The organism is Paenibacillus sp. FSL H7-0737, from assembly GCF_000758545.1.
In the GTDB taxonomy this organism is placed as follows: domain Bacteria; phylum Bacillota; class Bacilli; order Paenibacillales; family Paenibacillaceae; genus Paenibacillus_AQ.
This window is the reverse complement of record NZ_CP009279.1, coordinates 2,447,779-2,472,164: the sequence shown is the minus strand read 5'-3', so window position 1 is coordinate 2,472,164 and position 24,386 is coordinate 2,447,779. Positions and strand designations below refer to the sequence as shown.

Below are 24,386 nucleotides of genomic sequence, written 5' to 3'. Positions count from 1 at the left end.
CGTTTCTTACATCTCAGGGAGATCATCACATTCAGCCAACAGCTCCTGACCGAATTGGTTCTGAATCCATGAGTCAGAATATACGGTATCGAGGTAACGCTCTCCCTTATCATGCAGAATGACTGCGCAGACAGCTCCCGGAGTCAATTCTGGCTCAATCTGCTTAACGGCGGCAATGATTCCCCCGGAGGATGCGCCAGCCAGGATGGATTCGTTCTGTGCCAACATCCGGCAACCTTTTACGATATCCGAATCCGAGACATGCACGATATGGTCGATTATATCTGTTCTGCAGAAAGGTGGCACGATGCCGGCACCAAGTCCCGGGAAGCGCCGCGTACTCTTATTTCCGCCAAAAATCGCGCTTCCCTCTGCATCAACAGCCACGATCTTGGTCCGAAGTCCGTGATCTCTTGCGTATTCCGCAAGACCCCGTATGGTTCCGCATGTACTAACGCTGCAAAATAAATAATCCACTCGTTCAAGATCAGTCACGATTTCTTTCATTGTCGTATGGTAGTGAGCTAAATAATTATTTGCGTTTGCATACTGATTCGGCCAGTAGCTGCCCGGTATTTCCGCCAATAACTGCTGCACACGTTTCAGTCTAGCAGGAAGAAACTCCCCTGTTACGGGATCGGGATTGGCGACATAGTCGATTTTGGCATCCAACGCCTTCAGAATTTGCAGATTCGTTTCCGTGGTTCTAGGATCAATAACGCTGATAAAACGCATCCCCAAATACTTACAAATCATGGCCAAGCTTATCGCCATATTACCAGAGCTCGATTCAATGATGGTGGTTCCAGGGCCTATTGTTCCTTCCTTCCATGCCGCTTGGATCATCCGCAGGGCGGGACGATCTTTGGCGCTTCCCCCCGGGTTCATCAGCTCCATTTTTGCATAGACGTCAAACTCACTTTTATAGAACAAGCTCTTCAGCTTGATTAAGGGTGTATTTCCGATAGTCGACAAAATACCGTCAGTGAAGGCCATCTCTGCGCGATCTTTATCTTTCTGGTAATATAGCTTTTTGTTCTTAACCTTTCCGCTGTCCATCGGCTCGTCTTTGCCTACTATAATGACCTCAATATCGTCCAGCAGATGGTTTCGAATCATCATGCCGATTTCCGGAATGCATTCCCTAATTTCCTCTTTGATCTTCGGGACAATGGTGTTATCCGCAGATTTACTTTTGATATAAACGGTCAGCGCATTCTTCCTCACTTTGACCCGAATGATCGCATCTTCAAGATGTCGGTATACGACCTGTTCGATATCGTACAGGCTTATTTTCTCCCCGTGCTTCAGCTCCCGACCCACCCGTTTGACGATGGAACTAAAGCTCTGCTTCTCCACACCATCTATCATCACAGACCTAAAGTCCCTTACAACATCATAGGTAACGAAACGAATAGCTGGCAGCATTTTGCGAACCATGGAGGTAAGAACAAGAACACTTTCATCATTACTAAGCGGACTTAGTTCTTCGCCAATCTCCTGCGCCCCGACCCCTTCCGCAAAAATCCCATCAGCAAAAATATACCTGCCAAGATCATGTGAATAATAAGCAATCGTGCCTATTTCAATAGAGCCATACGTATCAATGATGTCGCGCGGTTCAAGACCGAACAGACGGGCCATATTCCGCTGCCAACCTAATGAGGCGATTTCCCCAACCAAAATAATCTTTCGGATTCCAAAAGCCCGCGGATCTCTAGTAGCATGTACGATATGATCAAGGATGGAAGGCATTGTGTAGAGTAAGTCAGGCTTGAAGGTTTGAAGCTGTTCAATATGCTGCTCGATCGGCAATTCGAAGGGAATTGAATGATGTTCCAATCCTAACCGCTCAAAAATGGACAGTGCAGTGTTCGCCGCATGCCCAGTACCCATATCCGCCAAAGCGCTAACACATCCGCTTCCCGCAATAAGATCACCGTACAGCCTCGTTTTAATATCTATATAGTGCTTATCGTCTTCCTTAGAGTAAAGTATAGCTTTTCGACGGCCAGTGCTTGTACCCGAAGTCAAATATACGGTCAAAGAAGGATCAAAAGGTTGATTATAATAATAGGTATCTAGCGTTGTCGACGTCATAAGTGGAAGCGTGTCTAAGCTATAATTCGCTCTTTCGCCGCCGATCAGCCCCTTATACCAGGGAAATGCCTCAATTACTTTAAGTAACTTATCCTGCAATTTGTCTTTGTCGAGCAGCATGATGGCCGCCTCCTGTTGACCGCAAGCTGCAGCCCATAGATAAATACCTACCATAATCATATGTAGAGTTCTTTCAGTGTGTTCTACGATTCGGTGGTTGCCCAATCAAAAGCTGAGGCATTTCCGTAATATAGCCTATGGATCTTTTGAGACGGAGGGACAAAATGATGAAGCAGATAAGTCGTATATCCAATAAGCTGACGAAGACAAGGGTGCTGGTTAGAAATCAAGAGTTAAATAAACATGTCCCGCTCACAAAAAAAATGGATAAGAACACTCTCTATGAAATGCTACAAAAATATAAGATGGTGTACATTAAGCCTTGCTGCGGATCTTTAGGACAGGGCGTGATACGGGTTGAACTTACTCGTGCACAATACAGCTATCAGTCCGGTACCCACGTACACAAATTCTCTAATTACGACACGGCATATCGGGCCCTCTTACGAGAAGCCCAAGGGAAGTCCTATTTAGTTCAAAAGGGGATCAGGCTGTTGGTGTACGATGGCCGCCCATTCGATATCCGGGTGATGGTGCAGCGAAATTCTAAAGGTGGGTGGGAAGCAACAGGGGTTGCAGGACGCGTGGCGCATCCTCGCAAAGTAGTTACAAACGGGAGTCAAGGAGGAACGATTTATCCGGTTGAGGAATTATTGAAAGCCTACACAAGCGCAAAGAATTGTACAATATTGATCCGATACCTGAAGCAAATTGGAGTGAAATCCGCCAGACAGCTTAGCACTGTCTATCCCGGCCTTCAGGAAATCGGTGTAGATATTGCCTTAGATCAACGTCACAAGCCATGGATCTTGGAAGTGAATACAGCTCCTGATCCGTGCCCGTTTACTAAGCTGAAAGACACCCGTATGATTGACCGAATTGTCAGATATGCAAAAGTATACGGTCGCACATACAATCTTAAGTGCATGAAATCAAAACAGGGTGTCGTGTGAAGCATAGTAGAATCCATGTGCCGCGGCGAACTGTGAATTTACAAGTCCACAGCTCGCCTTTTGTACGGAGTATAGGGTCTGTGTATTCAGAGGATAGACGAAAAAAGACGAGAAATCCCCTCTTTAAATTTGATTATAAGGGACCTTTCTTTATAACGCTCAGGGGTAAGCTCTGTACTTAACTGGCTATCTTCATGAAACAATTCTTGAAGCTGTTTAGCAACTTGCTCATCATAAACAATTGCATTAACTTCGAAATTGAGTCTAAAGCTCCGGGAATCAATATTCATTGTCCCTACGGACGCTACTTCTTCATCTACCACAATCGTCTTGGCATGCAAGAAACCATTTTCATATAACAGAATTTTCGCTCCATAATTCAATAATTCACCTGCATACGCCCAAGTTGCCCAGTATACAAAAGGGTGATCAGGCTTATTTGGAATCATAATACGTACATCCACACCGGATAGGAGTGCAATTTTACACGCATCCATAAAACTGCTATCTGGAATGAAGTATGGCGTCTGAATATATACACTCCGTTTGGCGTTCAAGATCAGCTTAATATACATATTTTTCAGATGCTCAACTAGCGAGTTAGGACCACTAGACACAATTTGAGCGGGACTTGATCCGGCATGACTTCCAGTAGTAAAGGAAAATTGATCGAAGCTTACCTGCTCGTGTTTCCGGGCATGTTTCCAATCCAGAAGAAACCTGCCTTGAATTTGATTAACGGAACCACCCTTCATTCTAAAATGTGTATCCCGCCAATATCCAAACTTTTTATCTATCCCTAAGTATTCATTTCCCACATTAAATCCACCAATATAAGCAATTTCCCCATCGATGATACATAGTTTTCTATGATTTCGATTATTCATTCGAAAATTTATCGGTCTAAGCAGTGATGGAAAGAATACCTCTACTTCTCCACCAGCAGAAAGTAGTTCTTTAAAGAACTTAAGAGAAAGTCTCTTGGAGCCGATTTCGTCATAGAGAACCCTCACTTTTACTCCTTCTTTGGCTTTTTTAGTTAATTCATCTCTTAATTTTGTCCCTAAATCGTCAGGCTGGATGATGTAATATTGAATGTTGACCTCTTTTTTGGCATTTCTAATATCATTAAATAAAGAGTCAAACTTTTGTTTACCATCGTTAAAAATAGCTATCTCGTTATCTGTTGTCATTAGCGCATTCGATGAAACAAGGTTCATATGAATTAAATCAGCATATTTCGTTAACAAAGCGTTCTGATTCTCGCGTTGATCCTTTAATGTAGCCAATTGATGATCTACAGTTGATTGTAGATATTTACTTTCTTCAGCTGAAAGGCCAAAGAAATTCTTTTTTGCTAAATTACGACCAAGAAAGAGATAAATAATAAAGCCCAAAATGGGAATGAAATAAAAAACCATAAGCCACGCCCACGTATAACCAATATCTCTCCTCTCAAAAAATAAAAAACCAGCAGAGAGCAATATGTTTATAATCATAACAAATGAAAGTATCCACGTGACCAGACTGCCGTTGTCCATAAGGAGTTCCTGCCTTTCTTATCTTTCTATAGATGTCGGTATTTCTAGTTTTGCCAAAAGTCAGTTTATTCATCGTCTGATAAATCAATACTTCTGTAAATGACTAGATAGAGTACTATAGCATAATTGTCCATCTAAGAAAACATTTGATAAAAAACTCAATAATTAAAAGATAAAATCATAAAAATCCACATAAAAACAATAGCCCTAGTGCAGTAGTTCTGCATCAGGGCTATTGTTGTGACTTTTCAATTAGTGTGAGAAATATTCAACCAACTCATTATATATTAAGAACGATTTCTCTCCCAAAATGAGTGACAATGGTTAACGTTCCCTCGCTGAACTTAACTTTCAAATCTTGCTCAGGTGAATGCTTGAGGACCTCATCAGCTTGATCAGCCTGAATATCCAAAGCCCCCTCTGAGGGACAACCATAGACGGCCGAAGCGAGCCAATGAATTCCCGGCTCAAGGGTGCTCGTCAGCATCGGCAGCACCGTTCGAGGGTGAAGCAGGTTCGTATTGGCGTTCGGCCAGACCAACTCACCCTTCCGACAACCTAGCAAATCCTTGATTGCGCTGGTTCCCCAAGCAGTGGAGGCCATCGCACCAGCCACATCGATCTTCGATATCATTTCATTCTCTTGACCAAGTGCGAATCCACCCTCTGCGGTATCCAGCGACCGTCCAGTTTCGACTCGATGAATCCGAATATGCCAAGGAAGTCCGGCGACAACCCAAGTCTGAACCTCGACATTGGCCCACGGTTTCCAGACGGAACGAAGGACGTTGTCTATCATCTCAGACTCTATATTCTGGCGTCGTACCCGGTATAAGTTGTCTCCGACCTCGCTCATCGCAAGCATAGCGTCGAACGCTCCTTGGGAGAGCCCCCATTCAGAGCGGGGCACGCTGAAGCCGAAGCCTGTTGAATACACGAATTTTTCGTATTTGGCCGAGGTGTGGGTATGTTCATTCGTGTATAAATGTCCGCTATTGAAGGCCGCTACATGACCGGAAGCGTGCTCGCGGACGATGACAAGATGTGCAGGCTTCTGAACCATGACAGCCGGAATGGACGGTAGCGGCAGTTCCTCTTCCTTCCAGAACGGATGATCCGCCCCTAGAGCCAGCGGCAAGAAAGTCTTTAACGCCCAATACGGAGATCCGGGGGCATTGTAATTCTCCGCCATGACCAGATTCGGGTAAGTATATCCGATGGTCAGTACGCCATCGGCGTCAACAATCGGCTGACTGAACCACCAACGCAGATTTCGCAGCACCAGACCTTTTACCACACCAGCAGAAAATCCTTCAACATCTGCATAGGCAACGGCGCTCCAAAATGCCGATTGGGCAAAGCGGTAAGTCAAGCTACGTCCATAAGGAAGTGCGGAACCGTCGGGTGCGAACCAGCCGATGAATTCAGCAGCAAACAATCGAGCCCGTTCTTTGAACACACGGGAACGTTCGGAGTCTTCCTGTTCCATCAGCTTTGCGTACAGCAGTGCATAGTAATGAATAGCAAAAGGTACGTAATAATCGCTGTGACCATTAATCCCGTCGCTGTACCAGCCCTCTCCCAAATAGAAATCATCCATGCGCTTTAAATTGCTCTCCAGTTGTCCTGCGTCGTAGGGACGACCGATTTTGCGGAATCCGATATTGACTAGAACGTTAAAGAACAGCCAATTGCAATCATAGCAAGGATGGGCGTTTATTTGATTCAGCCAACGGTATAATTGATCCTGCTCATTCGGAGCAAGCGGCAACCAAATCTGTTCCGGAATGGCTGCCAATGCGAAGCCGAAGACCGCCATTTCGACCAAACGCTGATCGTAGTCCTTCACCTCTCCCCAATATTCTTCATGAGAAGGATCGGTGCCATGCCGAATGCCATCCAGCACGATGTCCCAGAGTTCGCTGTCTCCACCACCAATGAGCAGGGGTACCAGACCCCACAACACCCGCGAGAAACCTTCCATTTCAGCAGTTGCTGCCGAATAGCTCGCCCCTGTTTTGCCAATTTTAAGTCGTGAGCCACCTTTGCTGTAGAACGGCCGAAGTGGATCCGTAAGCTGCTCAAGAGCGATCACCAGATCCTCACGGGTCTTCAGCGGATTACCGCCAATCCGAGAAAATGATTTCTCATTGTTCATCATAATCACCCCTACTCCCAAAAGAACGGTCCTACGGCTTTAATCCGAGCCAGTGCTTCGACATAGAAAAAATCACCGTAGATAAGCGGAACATCTATATTCCGGTCCTCAGGGTAGTTACTTGTACCATGAAGCAGCAACCCTTCCTCGTCCGCATTGTCCCAACTGCCATAATTCTTGTAGAGAGATTCCACTATTCTTATAGCCCCGTTCCGGTACACATGGGACTCCGAATCATCCACCTGGTCGGCTAGCAGCAGCAATCCACTCGCTGCGCAGGAACCAGCGGAGCTATCACGTATCTCGCCGACTTCACCGGGAGCGCGGAAATCCCAATGTGGAACGTGATCATCCGGCAGTCGGGTCAAGAAGAAATGCGCTACCTGCTTGGCTGCATCCAAGTAGCTTTGCTTTCCCGTATGATGATAGGCAAGCGCTAGGCCGTAAATAGCCCAAGCCATGCCGCGTGACCAAGCCGATTCGGGCGCAAAGCCTTGCCCACCAAGCTTCTCCACAACTTCACCCGTATCCGGGTTGAATTTGACGATGTGGTACACGGAGCCGTCCGGTCGGATAAAATGCTCCAGCACAGTATCCATATGCGCCTCTGCGATATGACGATAGCGGGGATCACCCGTTGTCTCGGAAGCCCAAAACAACAGGCTGGTGTTCATGCAGCAGTCGATAATAGCAACTCCGCTGTTGTCCTCCCCTTCACTCCATGGATTCCAAGCCCGAATATAATGCCCTTTCAGATTGAAGCGGGCTGCCAGATAGTTGGCCGCCTTTAATGCCCGAATTCGCGACGCTTCGCTACCCGTTAACTTATAATTTGCCACACTGGTAAGAATCCACATGAAGCCTAAATCGTGATCCAGCTTAACGTAGCCGTCCAGTACCTCGTCGAGTCTCTCTTCGCAGCGCTCTGCGATCATTTTAAGGCTTTCGTCCCCACTTTCAGAATAAAACTGCCAGAGCATTCCCGGCCAGAACCCTGCTGTCCACCAGTTCGGCGCTTCAAGCAAGTATTTACCATCTTGACTCGCGTGTGGAAATTCTGCACCGATCTTTCCACTGTTACATCTTGTCTTTTCAAGTGCCTTGTTCCAAGCTTCATCCAGCCAAGTTGGGTTTTCCGTTATATTCATTTCAAACACCGCCTTCTTAGAATGGTTCACTATTTCTTTCATGATTTATATAAATTGAAAGGTGAATACTAATTTCCCTTCAGAACCGGGCTGAAGAGCATGAAAGTCTAGCGTATGCCAGACCGTATCCCTGCCAAAATGATCCCGGTACTCACGTGCAGTAATCTCTGGCTCAACGATCTGAACATCATAAGTCAGTTCCACTCCGCCTACTCCAGTTCCGGGCAGCAGCACAACACCAGAACGCAGCATTTTCGGACGACGCCAGGTAACGAACCGCTCTGTCCAGCTCACTGACTTACCGTTATACTGGTACTCGTCCATTAACTCCAAGCGAGGATGCTGCCCCTTATACCAAACCATAGAGCGGATCAGGGATTGAAGCTCTTCCACTTCGTATGCCTGAGACAGCTCCAGCTTCAGTTCATCTTTTTCAACCGCAGCCGACGCGTACAGAACTGTAGCACTATGCTTCCTGCCAGCCAGTTGATACTGGCCGCCGATGATCGGAACCGAATGTCCCTGCGAGCCGTTACAATCATATTGATAACGGCCAGCCCTAAAATATTCAGCCGTATACTCTCCACAGCCGAGATCAGCTGCATAGATTTCGCCTCCACCTGACAGAATGAACTGTCCCAGATCATTATGATTATGAGGTTCAGCGTTATGCCCTCCCTTAGCCGCAAAGCCGAACGAACTTCCTCCGGACTGATAACGCGAGACAAGCCATCCCGCATCAGGAAGATAATAACTGGCGGCTCCCCAATCCTGATCCTGTTTCTCATCGCCGGTCCTTCTCCAGATGAGATTTCGAAAAGCCGGAGCCCAGCGGCTGCAGTGATCCTTAGCGTAAGGAGTGCGAAGCACAGGCGGAGGACATTCTACTTCTGGATAGGTATCAGCTAAATAATGGGACAAGCCCATATGTATGTGAATTCGAGGCTCTGAGTCAGAGAAATTGGCGACAAAATTGCCACCGATGAAAACTTTCTGTTGGAACTGAGCGATACTTCGCACTTTGTCCGTTGCAAACCAGTCTACTCTTCCCTCACTTCTAACCCGGAGAAGATCGCTGTAATACGTGAAATAGCCAAATCCGTAGTTCCAGTAACTCAGACCTTCCAGGCAGGCCCCATCATCCCCGAAGCCTTCCAGATAGTAGCTCATGCTGCGCTCTGTCTTCAGCAGGATATTCGTCAGCGCAGCAGGATCATCCAACATCAATAAGGCGGCTGCCCCGATCGACCCTGCGCACACTGCTGCCCAGTTATGACGTGCAGTCTCCCATTCATAAGGACCACATTCAATAAAAGGTCGAAATATTCTCTTTTCTACTTCATGTCTGATTCGGGATCGAAGAAGCAGCGGAAGTCGTTCTCCCAGTAATAGAGAAATTTCGGCAAGGGTAAAAGCGGTCTCCGAGGAGAACAGATCAATAAACTGATCAATATTCTCTGTATTATGATCTGCAGGAAGATGGGCTGGCAGGCACCATGTGTACTCTTCGCATATAGACCATAGGATATTTTCCAGGTTCTCCAGAAGTCTGACATTATCCGGATCAAGCAAGGTCATAAATACATATGTATTCAGCCTTCTTCTCCGTTCGAAATAGACCCGTTCATATTCCAACCTCGAACCTGTGCGCGCAAAAATTGAAAATAGCGTATCCGTCAGCTCTGATATAGGCTGGCTGTCTAATCTTTGAGCCTCCTCGCGGATTTCGCTGATATCTTCCTTTAATGTCTCGGATAATAAGGCTTGTTTCCAAAAAGCATCCGACTCTCCATCAGGATAATACAAGCTCAGATCTGCTGGCTTCATTTCTTGGACAATTCCGAAAAGCTCCTGTCTGTTCATGCTTTTCCCCTCCCTTTGACCGATTAGATCAGATCCCCCTATCTACTCAAGGCATGATCTCTCATAACATCCTCTCCGGCTGCGATTCTTTGTGCTGTCCATTTCAGTTCTGTCCCTGCCCAGAAAGGATCTGAAGGAAGTAACCCCAGAGGAAGAAATACTGAAGCGCATAAATAGAGACTTCCCGTATTGATATAGCTCTCCGCAAGCTCGGGCTGGTAACCATACACCCCCGGACGTAGCCACCCGTCCTCATCCAGCGTCCCTGGAAATCCCATAGTCCGTGTGATTACAGCGGTCAAGGCGCAGCGTACCTGTGCGGGTGATAGCGCATCCTCCAGAAAATGCTGTAGCGCCGCTTGTGATAGCAGCTGAAACGCACCAAAACGGTAAACGATAGAGCGCCCGATAAACGGATACGTTCCGTCCGGCGCAATCATCCGTTCCAGAACAGTTGCGTATCTTTGTGCCCGCTCCAGAATCAATGGCCTCAATGCGGAGTATTGCTCCGAGTCCCGTTCAAAAAGTGTAACCACATCCACAAGCATCGGCTGAATGACAAAGCTATTGTAATGATCCCAGTGAAAGTCCTTGCCATCCCCGTAGATACCATCGCCTTTATACCAATCCATGAACATGTGGATCGCATAACCAACACGCATCCGGTCATATTCTGAATCGCCGAGTATATACAAAGCTGCTTCAACCATTGCGCTAAACAGCAGCCAATTGCTCCCGCTGGGTGCAGTCCGGCGCGTACGCTTCAAGGCTGTTATTAAATTACCTTTGACCCGCTCATTCAGCCGACCGGCAAGCTGCTTCGGTGCACGCACCAACGCATGAGCGAGAAATGCCGCATCGACCAACGGTTGGCCTTCGGACTTAAAATCCATATAGTCAGGTGATGATGGATCAACAGCAGCATCGATGCATTCCAGCATCAATATGACATAACGAGCCCTGAGCTCTTCTTCTTCACCCTCCAGCCCTTCAAGCTCTAGCCATGGGGCCATTCCACAGGCCAACCTGGCGAATGCCTCCAAATGCGCAAACTTGCTCCTGTCACTATGAAACTCGGTGGGCAGCCGTTCCTTTAATTTTCTTTGCGACAAGGCGTCAAGTACTGGGTTCCCGATCTGTAGCATCGTATCCAGCCAATATTTGCGGTGTTTCGTACTATTCATACACCATCCACCCTTTCAATTGCGTCTATTCAGCAGATGCAGATCCGTCCTACTCATATTCAGACCAGCTATATACTTGGTTTATTGCGTAATCTTCTTCTATAGTTTAGTGTTGTATTATTGCAATGTCTTTGCGATTAATGATTATTTATTGCGTTTGTTGCTATTAATCTGAAAGGGGTTATCCGGATGAAACATGCCCAGTATTATCAGCCGTTCGAAGGCGACATACTGGCGGGCATCGGCAATTCACCGATCTCACCCACCAAAGATTTTCATATTCATGATCACTTTGAAATCTTCCTATTTTTAGGCGGCACGGTGAACGGATTTGTGGATCAGTACAGCTATCCGCTTCAACGTGGCAATGTGCTCTTATTCAACAATCACGAGATTCATAAAATTATTAATCTATCTCCGGAGCCTTACGAACGATTAACAATTCATTTCAAAGCTCCACTTGTATATCCCTTCTGCACCGCAACCACAAATCTGCTCGCCTGTTTCCAGAACCGTCAGCCCGGAGAGCAGAATCTCGCTCAAATGGATGAAACACTGCTTGCAGAGTACATGACCCTTGCTTATCGCCTGATTGCAATTTTGGAGAATCCTCAATACGGCAGTGAGGTTCTGGCTTTAACTTATCTGATCCAGATTCTGGTCCTCATTAATGAGCTATATAGCCGTACTAGTTCCACCATACCCAGTATTATTTCATCGCATATTCAATCGGCCATGCGCTATATCGATAACCATCTGCATCTGAATCTGTCGCTAGAGCAGATCGCTGGTGAATTAAACATCGATAAATATTATCTTAGTCACCTGTTCAAGCAGCAGACAGGAGGAACGATCTACCGGTACGTCCTGCTTAAAAAAATCGCTTTATCCAAACAGCTCCTATCCTCCGGAAACTCCGTATCCGAAACCTGTTATCTATCCGGCTTCAATGACTATGCCAATTTCATACGTACTTTCAAGAACATCACGGGCATTCCACCTGGAAAATACGGCAAAAAAAGCTGACATTGCCACTTATCGACGCCTCGCAATTGTATAAACCCTTCTTTGAACTTATAAAAAAACCTGGCACCCGCTAAATGCAGCTGCCAGGTTCATGGAAGTGCGGCTTACAAATATCCCAGCAGATTGGCGATGACTTGCGCACTTTCGGCACGGGTCATCATCTCTTGCGGTGCGAATTGCATATTGCCGCGTCCTTTTATCAGCCCTGCCTGCTCAGCGAAACTTGCTGATTTCTGTGCCCAGACATGAATCAGGGAATAATCACTGAACGAGCCTGCTGAAACTTCATTTACCTTGCTGCCTTGTATATATTCATAAGCCCTAACGATCATTACGGCCATTTCCTCGCGGGTAATGCTGCGGTCCGGTGCGAATGAATCCGAACTACGTCCGAGCACTATGCCCGCTTTGCTTACGGCTGCAACGTACTCTGCATACCAAGCTTTGGAGTCCACATCAATAAACGTTGAATGACTTCCCGCCTCTAAGCCTAGCGCTCTTGCAATCATGGTCGCGAATTGTGCTCTTGTCACTTTCCCTTGCGGATTAAACTCAGTATCGGAAATACCTTGGATAATATGTTTAGCCGCCATTGTCTTAATAACATCCCTCGCCCAGCTATCCGTACTGACATCCAAGAATGTCTTGTCATATTCCAGGACTGCAAACTGGCTGAAACGCTGTATTTCCGTACTCCATTTTCCATCAGCTAGCGTTCCGCCCATAAATTCAAGAGCTCCGTTCCCGGCTATATTGTAGATGCCCAGCAAATTAGGATTGGAATCTGAATCTAATATGAAGGTAAGCGTGAGTGGCTTATCAAAACGGGTTACCGGTACGGCAGTGCCATTCGTACTAATAACTTCCAAACTGAAGTTAATTACATCACTTGCAGCAGATAACTGAACCGAGCCGTTGACAGCTGGGTTATTCATAAGCTGTTCCACGGCAACTCTGGATGCCTTCACGGCCGACAGTTTGATTCGTGCTCCATCCACTTGACCTCCTGCAGCTTTCTCCTGGATACTCTTTAGCGCTTCTGGGGTCAGTTGGATAGCAAATGTATTCCATACGAGACGCAGCGTGTTCACTCCGATAATATTTGACACTCCCACAGGAAGCAGTACGGAATCAGTAGCATCTGTGAGCTGAACTGTTATTCCCCCTCCAACCGGAGCCGTGAAATCGTCACTGTTAAGAATCCGCATGGTCTGCGGCAGCAGTGTTGGTGTTGGCGATACTGTCGGTGCTGTGGTCGATACCGGCCCTGAGGTTACTTCAGGTACAGGTGTTGGTGTAGGATTTGCTGTGGGTTCAACTGTCGGTGTTGGTTCTACCGTTGGTGTTGAAGTCGGCGGTTGCTGCGCTTCTCCCACTGTAACTATTCTTATAACTTCAACAGCCGTATTGCCCGCGGAATCACTCACATTATAATGATAAATGTAAGTGCCTGCTGATGAGGTATCTAGCGTCTCCGTATGATTTCCATCCTTCGTAATCGTCGCCACAATACGTTCTGTAATATCGCCATCGCGGTTATCCATTGCGGTGGCTCCGGCATCTGTATAGCTTGCGCCATTGTCCAGTTGAACAGATGGTTCACCAAGCAGTGTAATGACCGGCTTCAGTACATCTGGATCTTCCGATACGATTACTTTTCGGGTGACTTCCGCAGCCTTGTTGCCTGCGGCATCGCTGACATTGTAATGGAAGGTGTAGATATCCGCTTGCGCTGTATCTAACTCCGTCAGACCATACACTTCACTGCTGACCGTTGTATTGATGCGGTCTGTGATATCACCGTCTTGGTCGTCATACGCAGTGGCTCCTGCATCCGTATATTCAGAACCGATCTGCAGATTGACTATGGCTTCACCTATCAAGGTAATCTCCGGCTGCTTCATATCTGGCTCCGATAGCTTAATCGTTCCGCTGGCCGCAGCTTCTGCCTTCGCCTCGCCCTTGTTCAGTAATACTGTGAAGCTGAAGCTGCCGGCTGTGTCATCAGTAGCTTCCTGGAACGAAGATAGGGTGATATCACCCATCGTAACCCCCGTATCACTGAACCCGATTAAACCGTTCATCGTTTGGAGCAGCCAGGTCCGGACTCCATCTTCGCTGTTAGCTGTTTCCTTCTGCACGCTATATGCAGCACCTTCTATAATACTTTTAGCCTCGTTTACAGCCTGCTCATTGACAATGCTGACCCTGTCCTTCGCCACTGCTAAGTAACTGATCACAGATGCCTGACTATTCGTATTGTTTATCGAATATTTCACGACGCCGCTCACCGGCAGCGTAAAGTTATGAGTGATCGTGACGCCATTAGGACCTGCGAGTACACCGGTCTTGACCGTTTCGTTCACTGTCTTCCCTTCAGCATTAGTGTAGCTAAGCGTGATATCCATCGTGCGGTTGCTCATATTCCACCAGTCCCGATGGAACGATGTAATCGTGTACTTTCCTGCGCTCAGAGGGAGGGTGTAGATCAGAGGTGTATTCTTTGTATTCGAGCTGTAGACACCTGTCTGAGTTTTATCCGTGATAACCACGGCACCGCCAAGCCCTTTGAGATTATAATTTGCCCCTGTATTGATATGACCCCACACAGCGCCTGTTGATAGTTGATCCGCGGTGCTATTCAGAAGGCTGTCGCCCACGAAATTCTTGATCACCGTATAGGGTGGTGTGACGACATCCGCCGAAACACCGACATCCAAAAAGTACACGAGACCTTCTGGCACTACTTCCACATTAGCAGTGGTTTTTAGATTGCCATAAGTGCCGGTTACAGCTACTCTTTCATAGGGTGTATTGAAGCTGACCGCGTCTAAATTCCACTTCACAGACACCTGCAATTTGGATCCATCTTCTCGGATAGCCTCCAACTTATCTGGAAGATTCGGCAATTTCCCGACATAAGTGGCAATATCCTGAGGAGAAGCAAGCTCCCGTATATCCCCTGTTGTCAATTGGTTCTGGGCAGAGATCAGACGTACCGCGAGTTGCACAGCTCCTTCCTGATCCAGTCTGAAATCAGCAGCATTGTCTAGTGCTTCTTGGGCGGTGTTCTGTGCAGCTGCAAAAAGCTGCCAGTCTCTATCCGAATATTCATCCAGTTTGGTAACTTCTTTCGCTGCTATTACCGCTGATTGAAGAGCAGTTGTATCCACAGCACCCTTTACTTCACCGGAAACAACCGCTACCGCGTCCACTACCAAAGTACCGCTTAATACCTTTATCTGAACGTTATGTTGTCCATATTTAAGTCCGCGAAGCGTGTACGTTTGGTAGAGTTCTTTAGAGGCCATCGTATCGGCTGACAGTGTGACAATTTCATCATCAACAGTCACTTCTAACTTAGCCGATCCATTATTCGGTCCCAGAATATCTAACCCGGTGCCTTCAAAAGAATATTCCATCGTAGCAGCTGCACCTTGACTGGTAGATAGGGAACGTTGATAAATATACATACCAGCCCCGTTTTGATGACTCCACAAACCGCCGTATTTTAATTTAGGGTTTGGTGTAGCAGCCAGATCATACATTTCAAGATTATCCAGTAATTCGGAATAGTATGGCGTATAGCCGTCAATCGTCTCGACCTTCAGATTATCGAAACGAACATGATAATATCCACTGGCTAAATCTACCCGACCAGACAATTTAGGGTTCGGATCAGTATAAGAAGCCAGTTTCACATCGTCCAAATAGGCAGTCACTTTATCACCTGCAACCTGAATGGCAATGTTATGCCAGGCATCATGTGCGGTGTTAAATCCATCCAGCTTTACTCCACCGGAACCGCTCACTACATTGCCACTCGCTACTGCGCTATTATTGACCAGCAGCTGCCAACCTCCGTCAAACCAGAACTTCAGTACATAAGGTGTGCCGTTTATAGTGTGAGAGCTGCCGCCTCCTTGATACCGTGCGCCAATCGCAGCATAGTTAGCTCCGCCCTGCGTACTGTTCGTCTCGAACGAAACATCTACACTGGCCTTGTAATTCGTCCACCGGTTATCACCGATAGCCGTTACGGGATCTCCACCGTTCCAAGTACCACCCAGCCCCATAATTTCCGTATCCAGCTGTTGGCGCAGAACATAGTTGTCAGACCCGTCCGGAAGATACGCCTCAAATGCACCGTTGCGGTCGTGCGTATACCGTGGTATCACACTTTTGGAACCGCCGCGGGATTCAATATAGCTTTGGGTGCCAGCATTCTGCCCACCTGCCCCGATCTTCACAACGGATTGATTGGAGTAGTCAAAATCATCGGCGTACAGGATATTGTCCGCTGTATTTTGAATCCTCCCTGTGGCGTCGGTATCAAGCACGATGCGGTCGCCTTCTACAGGTAACGGTGTTTGATACGCCTCATTGTCCTTGTTCTTCAGAGTGGTCACAGTCAATGTCGAATATGGTTTGACATGAATGGTATAAACCCCACTGCCATCAACAGCGACATCCCCGAGATATTTCATATAATTGCTGTTGAAAGCTTCGCCCGCGTCTGCCGCACGAGTCTCCCATACTTCCAATGAGGGATTACCCACAAAGTTCATATTTACCGTCTGAAGCTTATAGGTTTTGGCATATTCACTATCGTTCACGATAACGGTTGAAAAATCGCTTCTGTCAGGTGAAGCAAGCGTCATATAGCTAGGAGAACCGTTGCGACCGCTAACAGGGTTAGTGCCTGTTGCTCCCGTGGAGCTAGCCTTAGGAACTGCTCTCCAAATCCCTGCCGTATTATCCTCGTTCTCCCAGCCCACATTGGCGAACCAGCTGTAATGCTGCAGAGCAACAAGACCTGCATCATAATGAATCCATCCCGACCACGGATCACGTGCGCTAAGTAGTTCCTTAAACGAATATTGTCCACCTTCGTAGAAGGAGCCGATTGCCGGCTGATAAATAAAGTGCGTCCGGCGGGAATTGACGAATCCTTTAATAATCGTATTGCTCATCTCCAGTGGACTGCCAACACCGCCGATGCCGGTTCCTTCCACTGTAGGGTCCTTCACATTATTGTTGGGACGGAAGGCGGAGTTACTGAAGGTGGACTGTGCCTCACTGTTCCATACTTCAATATCATATTGTTCCGCGAGCTTTTTGAAATTCCCTGCGCTGTCGTCGTCAGTGTTATAGTGATATCCGGCGATCGGAGCCGCATCCCTTAGAGAAGCGTCGCTTACCATACTGCCGCCAAATGAACCAATCCCTACTTCATCAGAGATCACAACTTTGATCTGGTTATAGAGCGCTTGCTCTTCTGGGCTTGTAAAACCTTCGTTATCTGTTTTAACACGCTCAGCGTACTGCTTGGTCCAGGTCAAATCAGGCGTATGCTCGTTGATATGAGGATTGACGTAGTCGACCATATAGCCATACTCACGGTAAGCATCAAGAATTGTATCTTTATACCAGGTATAGATTTTATCGTTGTTGCTTGCCCAGGCCGGAGCACTCCATCGCAGGATGCTGACCTTGAGATCCGGATTCGTAGCCTTGGCGTCAGCCGCAAGCTGGAATCCGGGATGCCTAGTGACATTGGCTTCTTCATCGGCCGTACGCATAGTAGCCGGGTCCGGGCCGGTAGAGTTGTTACGGTCATTGCCCATCTCGATTTTCACATGCGTCATAATGGGATGCTCTCCACCGAACAGAATCCGCAACATTTCTGCGTAAGCTTCCGGATGCTCAGCCTTATAATCCATCAACAGGGCACTGGTGCTGTTGGCACTTAGTACGCCAAATCCCTTGAACGTTAGGCCGTTGACATTGTCCGCTTTAATATCGTTGCCGTCGAGTAGAACCTTGACCATAGAAGCTGCGTTCTGCCGAGCATCTTCGATCTCTTTTTGAATCCCGCCCTTGGCAACGGCGAACCAGCTCAAGATTGGCTTCTCACCGGAAACATAGGCATAGGTCAATGTCATAGGGCTACTAGCGTCGATATCACCGGGAATAGTGAATTCGCCGGAAATAAGCGGAGTCACATTAGTATTGAATTGTGCAAACGAGATCGTCTTTGTTGCACCATTTGTATCCTTATATTCGATCTGAGGCTGTATTACTCGAGTGCGGCTGCCATACCAATCATGGAAACCACTACTGAGTGTATAGGTTCCAGCTTCTGGAGCCATTAATTTATATACAATATGATTGCTAGTAGGGTCGGCACGAAGTCCTACTGTCCATATGGATGGATCAGTTGCAGGATCAGTAAGTCCTCCGTCTTTGGAGTTCTTCACCTTGTTTATGGAATCATCAAATCCCCAGGCAGTCGTTCCGGTGACATATTTCTGATCTGGTGACGGGTTGAGCAACGTGCTACCGGACAGCGTTTTGACTGCTTCGTACAGTGGCGAAGAAGTAGGACCATTACCTACGGAATCGCCCCCCCTGCCGCTATCCACAAAGTAAACCAATGGATTCCTTGAAGGTGGAATAACTTCTACATTGGCAACAACCGGCCCACCATTCGCTGTACCCGTGACTGTCACTGTGTCATAAGGAACGGCAAAGGTATCTTCACCTATATTCCATTTCACAGTTGCAGACTGGCCTCCAATGTCAATGCTAGCAGGCAAAGTAGTGTCAGCAGATGTCTTCGCCCCCATATAGGCGGCTGCGAAGATAGTATCCACCGTAGCCGCAGATACAGACGGCATATGGAGTGCCGGAAACATTCCAACTACAAGCGCAGTGGTCATCATCATTGAGAATAGCTTTTTTCTAACGGAGTGTTTTCTGCTCATTCTTTAATCCTCCTTTTGCTATAAATGGTCTCTCGACATGTTTCATGCTTGATTTGACTTTATCGCCCAGCAAACAAAGAAAGCGCATTCATTTCATTGATAAGCTAAAAAAACTGGCAGCATGCGAAAACTGCAACTGCCAGGTTCAAACCTGTCTAGCCTTTAATACCAGATGCTGCGACGCCTTGAACGAAGTACTTCTGAAGTGCCAAGAAAACAATCACAACCGGAATAATGGAAACCACACTTGCAGCCATTATCAGACCGTACTCGGCGGAATATTGCGAAATGAACATTCGTAGTCCAATCTGTATAGTCTTGAGTTTCGTATCCGTCAAATAAATCATCGGCCCCAAGAAGTCATTCCAAGTGGCAACAAAGGTAAAAATCGTCAAGGTGGACAAAGCCGGCTTGGATAGTGGCAGCATAATTCTCGCCCAAATCCCATATTCGCTCAAGCCATCGATTCGGGCCGCCTCGCATAATTCATCTGGGACACCCTGATAGAACTGGCGCATCAGAAATACTCCGAAAGCCGAGAATGCCTGCAATAGAATGATTGCCAGATGGGTATTGTTAAGTCCCATGTAACGCATCAAGATAAATTGCGGCACCATATATGCCTGCCAAGGAATCGCGATCGTAGCAATATATCCAAGGAATAAAACATTTTTCCCTCTGAATTGCAGTTTGGAGAATGCGTACGCAGCAAAACTTGAAGTCAATAGCTGCAAAATCGTTACGATAATTGATAATTTCGCCGTGTTATAAATGAAGCGGTCCAGTGGAATACGGGTCCAGATATCCACGAAATTTCCCCAGCGCGGATTCGCCGGAATCCATTGCATCGGGAACGAGAACACATCCTTGTTCAGCTTGAGCGAAGATGACAACATCCATATATACGGAACAAGCATACAGAGCACCGTAGCAAACAACAAAATATACACTAGCACCATCGTGCCGATTCTAATTCCTTTATTTGTACCCACCATATCTTTTGAATCCTCCTATTGTCCGTATTTCTTCTCGCCGCGGAACTGGACGATGGTGATGCCAAGTACCAGCAGAAACAATACAATGGCCATGGCACTGGCATATCCGTAATCAAGCGAACGGAACGCCGTATTGTAGATTTGATAAACCATAACCCTTGTAGAATCGTTCAACTGGTTATCAGCGCCGGCAAATAGGTTGATAAAAATATCGTAGACTTTGAACGAATTGATGACTAGAATCATCAGCACAAAGAAGGATGTAGGCGCCAGTTGAGGGATCGTCACATTGCGGAATCTTCTCCAGGCGTTAGCACCATCAAGTTCAGCAGCCTCATACAACTCAGGGTTGATCCCCTGTAGACCTGCCAAGTAAATGACCATGTAATAACCCATGTTTTTCCACACAGTGAACAGTATTACTGTGAACATCGCCCAGTGTTTATCCGCCGCCCATCGGGGAAGATCCTCTAGTGGGATACCGGTAAGGGTATGCAAAATATTGTTGATCGGCCCCATCGTAGGGCTGAAGATAAAGTTCCATACGGCAGCAACGGCTACCAAGGATGCCACATATGGGAAAAAGAATACGGTTCTCATGAAATTGCGGGCCATGATCTTCTGATTAAGCAAAATCGCCAGCGCCAGCGCAACAATCATGGTGAACGGTACTACGCCAATAGTGTAAACAATGGTATTCCATAATGCTTTATGAAATGTTGTATCTTTAATAAGCCGGGTGAAATTGTCCAATCCGATATATTTCATTGGATTGGCCCCATCCCATTTCACAAAAGCTAGGATAAAGGCAAAAAACATGGGTACTAGTGTAAACACGGCAAATCCGATAAAGTTCGGCGCAATGAAGCTGTACGCTACCAGGTTTTCCCGGACACCTTTTGACAAATGACGTTTAGGGATTTTTTTTGTATCCAATATGGTTTCGTTCTGCATTCTTTCTCCTCCAAACCTTTCTATAAAAGGCGGGCTTTCACCCGCCCTTAGAATTCACCAACTCTCTTCAGGTTAATTGTTCAAGAGCTGCTGTACGCGCGTATTCATATCCTTCAAGCCTTCGTCGATCGAAGCGTTTTTGGTCATAATGTTATCGTGGGCTTCGTTCAGGATTACTTCAATGTCCGCACTCTTTTCATGCATTGGCATTTCCAAATACGTCTGAACCGTAGTCAGTGCCGCTTTGCTGTTATCATCCGTAGGGAAACCGTCAATGGAAGTAATGGAACTGATAACTTCATCGTTCTTAATCGCTGGAATGGTTCCGGTGGAAGCAATGACCTTAGCACCTTCTTCACCAGTCACAAAGTTCATGAAATCAAGTGCCGCTTCTTTATTTTTGGATTTCTGATTTACAGCCAGGGAAGTAATTGTACCCAGTGTTGTACCGGCTTCCACACCATCCGGGTGAGGGTATTTCACAATTCCCCAGTTGGTTGATTTAGACTCGCCGCTCTTCACCTTTTCAATTTGAGTCGCTATAAACCAGCTGCCCATGTTCATCATCGCAACGGAATTGTTGTAGAACACACCGGAATAATGCGTGCTTGAAGTCTTTAGTGTGGCGTAATCCATAACGATACCATCTTCCTGTTCTTTCAAGATCCGTTCATAGGTTGGCTTCAGGAAATCGTAGTTTCCACCGACAACGTTGTTCTTACCGTCAAGAATACCGAACAATTGAACCGCGCTCCGCCAAGTATGATAATGGGCTCCGTATACTTTTTCAGAACCGCTGCCGGAGGTCATTTTTCTAGCAAGTTCATCATATTGGTCGAATGTCATATCATTACTTGGATACTCCACTCCCGCTTTATCGAACAAGTCCTTATTATAGTAGACAACCCAGAAATCACTCCGGAAAGGAAGCGCATACACTTCATCGTTCACTTCAATCTGTTCTACAGTACCGCCATAGACGGATGGATCAATGTTTTTGTCTCCCATGAATCCCTTGAGCGGCTCCAAGTGATTTTGTTTCACGAGGTTTGAGTATCCAGGAATATCCTTAATCGTGAGAACATCCAGATCTGCACCACCGGACAACTGTGTACTTAACATTGTCATATAGTCAGTGGAACCAAGATCGACATATTCGATCGTTACATTCGGATGCTCAGCTTTATAGGCATCGATCAACGGCTGATAGTATGCTGTGGCTTCCCAATCCCACAATGCCCATTTCAAGGTCACAGGGTCCTGTTTCGGTTCAGCGGAAGCGTTTGCAGTATTTCCCGTTTCTGGAGCAGCTGTTGCAGCACTGCCTTCGTTGTTGTTATTACCGGAACATCCGGCTAGCGCACTTAGGGAGAGTATTGTGGCAAAAGTCATGCCATAGAATCTTTTTAATTTCATATAAAAATCCCCTTTTCCTTCTGATTGTTTACACTGATCGGCTCATCCGATCTATTTCAAAGTTTAAGACTTTCCCATCTAGAATGGCATGTATTTTCAAACTCAGTTCATTCACTTTTCTTTGTTCTTCTCTTCCTCCTCGCTTCAAACCTGTAAAATCCTATTTAAAACATGTAATTTTCTCAGCTCCTCTGCCGTCCACTGTATGGAATCACAGGAATATGCTATGGTGTTAATATGGATATCGGTAAACTAGTTAAGCATATTATAAATAGAAGATTAGCTTTGAACATGCATTAATTGAAAGATATTTTTGAAACCGCTTTATATTTTTTCTGCATTTTGTAGAGGAGTGTTCAATACGGTAAGAAAATCAACCATTAAGAGCCGCATTATTCTGATCATGACCATCTTTGCGCTACTGATCGCCGCTCTGCTATCCTTTTTCAGCTATGAATTGATTACCTATTATCAGCGTAAAACAACCATCCAGGCGACTGAGTTCAACCTGCAGCTAGTTTCCCATATTATTGAACAAGATTTGATTAATCTCTCCTCATTAGCGATGACCAATAGCACCAACTCGTCCACCAATACATTACTCACTGATTATTTTGTATCTCCAAAGGCAAGCGCCAAGGATGCTGTTAATGTATTTAACTCCATGCAGGAGGACTTTCGGATCAATCGCTCCAATAGCTATGTCCGCCGCTTGATTGTTACGGGTAACAACGGAAAGTTCCTGCAGGTGGATAATTCCGTCAGCACTTCAATTCCACTTACTGTGCACAATATCGGTCAAATTCCCGGACTAAATAAAGATGCTGTGGAGCAGTGGGAACAAGTAATTAAGGACCCGCTCTCCACCACGAACGGAATTCCTTTTGTTCTACCTATTTACGGAGATGGGGCTGCCCGGATTGGAACGGTCTACTTACTCGCCAATACTTCCTTAATTACCGACAAGTTGAAGGGGTATTCCCTGCCTAAGAATTCCCGAATGCTGTTGACGCTCGGCAATCATCATTATCAGCTCATTGGCGATAAAGTGACTGCAATGACTACGCCGTATGAACCTGTGGCCTATACCGATGATAAGCCTGTCGGTCCACAAACCGAGCTGTCCATGATCAAGCTGGAGGATGAAGAAAGCCAAATTGTGGTCTCTTATCCCGTGCGGAGTGGAGTGATTCTGTCGCAGACCTTATCCAATGATCAATTCGCTCCCAAAGCAAATATATGGATTCTGGTAATGCTTGGCGTTTGTTTACTTGTCATCGTCTTAAGCGGCATTATTACTTTGTACTTAACCCGTAACATCAGTCTCCCGGTAGAGAAATTAAAGAAGCGAATTGATAAGATTGCCCAGGGCAACTTCTTGCTGGACCGCAATATCGAATGGAACAGTGAACTAGGTGATGTTGGTCGAGGTATCAACCGCCTATCACAGGACATTGTTGCGCTCATGGATAGCCGGCTCGCTGACGAGAAGCAGAAACAGGAGCTAGAGTACAGGATGCTGCAAAGTCAGATCAATCCCCACTTCTTGTACAACACACTGAATTCGATCAAATGGATGGCTACGATTCAGAATGCTACCGGTATTGCAGAAATGACTACTTCACTCTCCAGACTGCTGCGGAGCATCGCCAAAGACAACCGGAGACTAATGCCACTGAAAGATGAGTTAAGCCTGCTCGATGACTATTTTCTGATTCAGAAATACCGGTATGGCAGTACAGTCTCGATGGTGAAGGAAATTGAAGATGAGGAACTGCTCTCCGGCCTGATTCCCCGTTTCACGTTACAACCTCTGGTTGAGAATGCTATCTTCCATGGCATCGAGCCCAAAGGTAGAGGAGATATTCTCATCACGGTGAAAAAAAGCGGATTTGCCGATATTCTGGTCACGATTGAAGACAACGGTGTAGGCATGATGGAAGAACAAATCTCCACCATTCTGTGTGAATCGGAGGATGGAACTAAGGGAGTTTTTGAGAACGTTGGACTCCATAGTGTAAATGAGCGTTTACGGCTAGCCTTTGGGGAGAATTACGGTCTTTCGATTGAGAGTGAAATGGGCCAGTATACTCTAATGAAAATCCTTCTACCATTTATACAAAAAGAGTAGAATGGAAAATCTAGCAAGGATGTGGTCAAA

General features: G+C 46.4%; 13 protein-coding genes. 3 read left to right on the top strand and 10 right to left on the bottom strand.

The genetic code is table 11. The features are described from left to right. Positions 1–6: 6 nt before the first annotated feature. A complete protein-coding gene (sbnA, locus tag H70737_RS31575; protein WP_331281429.1) occupies positions 7–2,280 on the bottom strand; it encodes a 2,3-diaminopropionate biosynthesis protein SbnA in 2,274 nt (757 codons plus the stop codon). A 104-nt stretch (positions 2,281–2,384) separates the two neighbouring features. Here sbnA and H70737_RS10455 point away from each other — a divergent pair, with 104 nt between their 5' ends. Further along, positions 2,385–3,173, top strand: coding sequence for a YheC/YheD family protein (locus tag H70737_RS10455; RefSeq protein ID WP_052404242.1), 789 nt, complete (start codon positions 2,385–2,387; stop codon positions 3,171–3,173). An 86-nt stretch (positions 3,174–3,259) separates the two neighbouring features. Here H70737_RS10455 and cls read toward each other — a convergent pair whose 3' ends face one another. The 5 genes from cls to H70737_RS10430 all read right to left on the bottom strand — a co-directional run bounded on the left by cls (position 3,260) and on the right by H70737_RS10430 (position 11,067). Continuing rightward, on the bottom strand, positions 3,260–4,714 hold the full coding sequence (cls, locus tag H70737_RS10450) for a cardiolipin synthase (RefSeq protein ID WP_042186986.1): 1,455 nt from the start codon (positions 4,712–4,714) through the stop codon (positions 3,260–3,262). Between the two features lie 280 nt (positions 4,715–4,994). Next, positions 4,995–6,875 (bottom strand): DUF2264 domain-containing protein, encoded by a 1,881-nt coding sequence (locus tag H70737_RS10445; RefSeq protein ID WP_042186984.1) that lies wholly within the window; start codon positions 6,873–6,875, stop codon positions 4,995–4,997. 8 nt (positions 6,876–6,883) lie between these two features. Further along, on the bottom strand, positions 6,884–8,020 hold the full coding sequence (locus H70737_RS10440; RefSeq protein ID WP_042186982.1) for a glycoside hydrolase family 88 protein: 1,137 nt from the start codon (positions 8,018–8,020) through the stop codon (positions 6,884–6,886). 45 nt (positions 8,021–8,065) lie between these two features. Continuing rightward, positions 8,066–9,883: a heparinase II/III family protein gene (locus H70737_RS10435; protein ID WP_042186980.1), complete on the bottom strand. Its 1,818-nt coding sequence runs from the start codon at positions 9,881–9,883 to the stop codon at positions 8,066–8,068. Between the two features lie 38 nt (positions 9,884–9,921). Continuing rightward, positions 9,922–11,067, bottom strand: a complete 1,146-nt coding sequence (locus tag H70737_RS10430) for a DUF2264 domain-containing protein (protein WP_042186978.1) — start codon at positions 11,065–11,067, stop codon at positions 9,922–9,924. 189 nt (positions 11,068–11,256) lie between these two features. Between H70737_RS10430 and H70737_RS10425 the strand changes: the two genes are divergently transcribed. Continuing rightward, positions 11,257–12,093 (top strand): helix-turn-helix domain-containing protein, encoded by an 837-nt coding sequence (locus H70737_RS10425; RefSeq protein ID WP_052404241.1) that lies wholly within the window; start codon positions 11,257–11,259, stop codon positions 12,091–12,093. A gap of 104 nt (positions 12,094–12,197) precedes the next feature. Here the strand turns inward: H70737_RS10425 and H70737_RS30220 are convergent, their stop codons facing one another. The 4 genes from H70737_RS30220 to H70737_RS10405 all read right to left on the bottom strand — a co-directional run bounded on the left by H70737_RS30220 (position 12,198) and on the right by H70737_RS10405 (position 22,225). After that, the gene (locus H70737_RS30220; RefSeq protein ID WP_081951087.1) at positions 12,198–18,860 is read right to left on the bottom strand and encodes an S-layer homology domain-containing protein; all 6,663 of its coding nucleotides are present in this window, start codon (positions 18,858–18,860) and stop codon (positions 12,198–12,200) included. Positions 18,861–19,015: 155 nt separating this feature from the next. After that, positions 19,016–19,855, bottom strand: coding sequence for a carbohydrate ABC transporter permease (locus H70737_RS10415; protein WP_081392974.1), 840 nt, complete (start codon positions 19,853–19,855; stop codon positions 19,016–19,018). Between the two features lie 15 nt (positions 19,856–19,870). Next, complete coding sequence (locus H70737_RS10410) at positions 19,871–20,809, bottom strand: carbohydrate ABC transporter permease (protein WP_042186976.1); 939 nt, start codon at positions 20,807–20,809, stop codon at positions 19,871–19,873. Positions 20,810–20,881: 72 nt separating this feature from the next. After that, a complete protein-coding gene (locus tag H70737_RS10405; protein WP_042186974.1) occupies positions 20,882–22,225 on the bottom strand; it encodes an ABC transporter substrate-binding protein in 1,344 nt (447 codons plus the stop codon). A 352-nt stretch (positions 22,226–22,577) separates the two neighbouring features. Between H70737_RS10405 and H70737_RS10400 the strand changes: the two genes are divergently transcribed. Next, positions 22,578–24,356, top strand: a complete 1,779-nt coding sequence (locus H70737_RS10400) for a sensor histidine kinase (RefSeq protein WP_231573423.1) — start codon at positions 22,578–22,580, stop codon at positions 24,354–24,356. The last annotated feature ends 30 nt before the right edge of the window (positions 24,357–24,386 follow it).